Source organism: Streptomyces sp. NPDC059002, assembly GCF_042740435.1.
Taxonomy (GTDB): domain Bacteria; phylum Actinomycetota; class Actinomycetes; order Streptomycetales; family Streptomycetaceae; genus Streptomyces.
Window position 1 is genome coordinate 1 of sequence record NZ_JBHYJI010000131.1, and the last position, 4231, is coordinate 4231.

Below are 4231 nucleotides of genomic sequence, written 5' to 3' on the forward strand. Positions count from 1 at the left end.
GCGCCCGCGACGCCAGCTGCATCGAGCTGATCGAGTCACCGCCCAGCTCGAAGAAGCCGTCCTCGACGCCGACCCGCTCAAGGCCCAACACCTCCGCGAACAAGGCGCACAAGGTCTCTTCCGTGGGCGTGCCCGGCTCCCTGCCCGAGACCCGGGACGCGAAGTCCGGCGCGGGCAGGGCGGCCCGGTCGACCTTGCCGTTCACGGTGAGCGGCAGGGCGTCCAGGGCCAGGACCGCCGCCGGGACCATGAACTCGGGCAGCCGGTCCGCGACGTACGCACGGATCGCCTGTACGTCGACGTCCTCGGCGTCGTCCGCGACCACATAGCCGATGAGGCGCCTGTCGCCCGGGCCGTCCTGGCGGGCCACCACCACGGCCTGCGCGACCGCGGGGTGCCTCGCGAGCAGGGCCTCGACCTCGCCCGGCTCCACGCGGAAGCCGCGGACCTTCACCTGTGCGTCGGCGCGCCCGGCGAACAGGAGTTGACCGTCCGAGGTCCAGCGGGCCAGGTCGCCGGTGCGGTACATGCGGCCGCCGTCGTCGAACGGGCAGGCCACGAACCGTTCGGCGGTCGGGCCCGACCGGCCGAGGTAGCCCCTCGCCAGGCCGGTGCCCGCCACGTACACCTCGCCCACGACGCCCGGGGGCACCGGGCGCAGGAAGGCGTCGAGCACATACACCCGGCGGTTGCCCAGCGGCCTGCCGATGGGCAGCGCGGGCCCGCACGCCGAGCCGGCGGGCAGCACGTGCCAGGTCGCGCACAGCGTGATCTCGGTCGGCCCGTAGAGGTGGCGCACCGAGACGTCGGGGCACGCCTCGCGCACCCGTGCCACCGCTCCGGCGGGCACCACGTCGCCGCCGGTCAGCACCTCGCGCAACCCGGTGAAGCAGTCCGGGGACTCCTCCGCGACGACCCGGAAGAGCCCTGCGGTGACGTGCACCGCGGTGACGCCCGCGGCGACCGCGTCGCGCACCCGTTGGGCGTCCACCGCGCCCGGTCCCGCGATGACGACGCGGCCGCCCGCGACGAGCGGCACCCACACCTCGAACAGCGACACGTCGAAGGCGTGCGGCGCGTGCATCAGCACCGCGTCGCCCGCGCCGACCGACCAGCCGGGGTCCCCGGTCAGGCCCGCCACGCTCCCGTGCGGCACCGCGACGCCCTTGGGCACACCGGTCGACCCGGAGGTGTACATCACGTACGCCAGGTCCTGCGCGCCCACGGGGGCGGGGGTCCGCCGCGCCCTGCTGCCCGCGATCGCCGACGCCACGTCCGGGTCGTCGAGCACGACCGGGCGGACCGCCGCGCCCTCGGGCACGACGCCGCGCGTGGCCCGGGTGCACAGCACCGCCACCGGTGCGGAGTCCGCCAGCAGGAACGCCACGCGCTCCGCCGGGTACTCGGGGTCGACGGGCACATGGACGGCGCCCGCCCGCCACACCCCCAGAAGCGCCGCGAGCAGCCCGGCCGACCTGCCCATGGCCACGGCGACCCGGTCGCCTCGGGCCACTCCGGTGTGCGTCAGATGGGTCGCGATCCGTCCTGCCGCCTCATCTAACTCCCTGTACGTGAGGGTCTGTTCGCCGTCCTCGACGGCCACCGCATCCGGCGTGCGCGCCGCCTGCCGCGCGAAGAGTTCCGGTACCGAGGCGCCGGGCACGGGAGCGGCCGTCGTGTTCCACTCCTCCACCACGAGCCCGCGCTCCCGCGCGCCCACCACGTCGATCCGGCCCACCGGCACGGCGGGGTCCGCCACCACTTGTTCGAGGACCCGTACCAGGCGTCCGACGATCGACTGCGCGGCCGCGAGGTCGAACACGTCGGTCCGGTAGTCGAGTTTGAAGCCCATCCGCTCGCCCTCGGGCGCGACGACCAGCGTGAGCGGATAGTGCGCGGCCTCTTCGCCGCCGATGAAGCGGACGGCGAAGGTGTCGGGCGCGGGCGGCTCCTCCGGTGGGCGCGGGTAGTTCTCGTACACCACGATCGTGTCGAAGACGGCGCCCGGCCCGGCGAGCCGCTGGATCTCCGGAAGTCCCAGGTGCTGGTGCGCCATGAGCGCGGACTGCCGCCGCTGGAGGTCGGCGAGCAGCTGGGCCATGCTGCTCGCGCCGTCGAGCCGAAGCCGCACCGGCAGCGTGTTGATGAACAGGCCGACCATCGACTCCGCGCCGGGCAGATCCGTGGGCCTGCCCGCCACGGTGGCACCGAACACCACGTCCGTCCGACCGGCCAGGCGCGCGAGCACCAGCGCCCACGCGCCCTGCACCACCGTGTTCACGGTCAGCCCCAGGCGGCGGGCCAACTGGCCCAGTCCGTCGGTCAGTTCCTCGGAGAGATGGCTGATCAGGCTCTCGGGCGCCACCGGGGTCCGGCCCGGGTCCGCGGGCGCCACGAGCGTCGGCTCGTCGGCTCCGGCCAGCTCGGCCCGCCAGGCGGCGCGCGCGGCATCGCCGTCCTGCCGGTTCAGCCACGCCAGGTACTCGCGGTAGGAGGTCGTCCGGGGCAGAACGCGTGTGTCGCCGCCCGCCGCGTACACCCTGGAGAACTCGCTGAACACCACCGCCATCGACCAGCCGTCCATGACGAGGTGATGGCTCGTCACCACCAGGCGGTGGCGTGCGTCGCCGATGCGGATCAGGAGCAGCCGCAGCAGCGGCGGGACCGCGGGGTCGAAGCGTTCGGCACGCTCCCGCGCGGCCAGCCGGTCGACCTCGGCGAGCGCGTCGGCCTCCGGCAGCCCCGACAGGTCCTCCACGCGCCACGGCAGCGTCGCCTCACGGGCGACGACCTGCACCGCCTCACCCGACTTGCGGCCGCGGAAACCGGCCCGCAGCGCGCCGTGCCTGGCGAGCAGCGCCTGCCAGGTCGCCCGCAGCCGCTGTGCGTCCAGCGGCCCCAGCAGTTCGAGCATCCGCTGCCCCTGATAGACGTCCGGGCCCCGGTCGTCGAAGGCGGCGTGGAACAGCAGCCCCTCCTGGAGGGGAGACAGCGGCCAGACGTCCTCGACAAGGGATCGGTTCATCGTTCTGTCTCCTCAGCGGTCTCCGGGATCCGCGATCCGGGATCTGGTGTGCGGTTTCCGGCTTCCGGCTTCCGGTCTCCGGTCTGCGATCAGCGGTCTGCGGTCTGCGGTCTGCGGTCTGCGGTCTGCGGTCTGCGGTCTGCGATCAGCGGTCTGCGATCAGCGGTCTCCGGCGAACCCGGTCTCGAATTCGTCGACTTCGTCCTGTGCGAGGTCGAGCAGCGGGAAGTCCGAGGGCGTGTGCCCGCCCGACGCGGGGGCCGCGGTGTGCGCGGCAAGTCCGCCGAGCAGCTCCAGCCAGGTACGGCCGAGCAGTTCGGCCTCGGCCTCCGCGAGGAGGGCGGCGGGCCAGCTCAGGGTGAGGGCGAGGTCGGGCCCGTCCCGGGTGTCCGTGACCATCGCACCGGCGTCCAGGAGGTGGAGCAGGGGCGTGTCCGGGTCGGCGGAGCCGCCGATCGCGGTCTCGCCGGTCAGCTGCCAGGGCCCGGGCGGACCGGTACGCGCTCCCGCCGCGAACCGGCCCATGTAGGTGAAGCCGATCTCCGGGGTCGGCCGCGCGCTCAGCACCTGGGCCGTCTCCGGGTTGAGGTGGCGCAGGAGTTCATAGCCGAGTCCGTCCCCGGGCACGGCGCGCGCCTGCTCCTTGACCGCCTTCACCAGCACCCCGGCGGCCGGACCACCCGCCAGTGCCTCCGGCAGGTCGACCCCTGTCACATCGAGCCGCACCGGATGCGTACTCGCGAACCAGCCGACCGTGCGCGAAAGATCCACGTCCCCGAGCGGTTCGCGCCCGTGCCCCTCGACATCCACCAGGACCCCGGCCGCGGACTGCGGCCGCCAGTGCGCCACGGCACCGCCCAGGGCGGCGAGCAGCACGTCGTCCACCCCGCAGTGGAACGCGGCCGTCGTCCGGCCGAGCAACGTCTCGACCTGCGCGCGCGGCAGCGTCCACGTGCGGTGGCGCAGCACGCGCACGGTGTCGACGTCCTTGTCCACCGCCCGCCGCCCCAGACGCGGTCGCGTCTCGCCCAGCACCTCCAGCCAGGCGGCGAGTTCCGCGACCCGCCGCTCGCCGGTCGCCTCGGCGCGGAGGAGTTCCGCCCAGCGCCGAAAGGACACTCCGACCGGGTCGAGGGCGGGGGGCTGCCCCGCGGCGACCGCCTCGCACGCGGCCCGGAGGTCCGGGACGAGGACGCGCCAGGAGAC

The 4231-nt window shown here is 74.5% G+C and carries 2 protein-coding genes; both read right to left on the reverse strand.

Annotated elements, in window-relative coordinates; genetic code table 11:
- Positions 1 to 3025, reverse strand: a 3025-nt coding sequence (locus ACFWZ2_RS43340; RefSeq protein ID WP_384555311.1) for an amino acid adenylation domain-containing protein, incomplete at its 3' end; no start/stop codon positions are given.
- A 159-nt stretch (positions 3026 to 3184) separates the two neighbouring features.
- Positions 3185 to 4231, reverse strand: a 1047-nt coding sequence (locus ACFWZ2_RS43345) for a condensation domain-containing protein (protein WP_384555312.1), incomplete at its 5' end; no start/stop codon positions are given.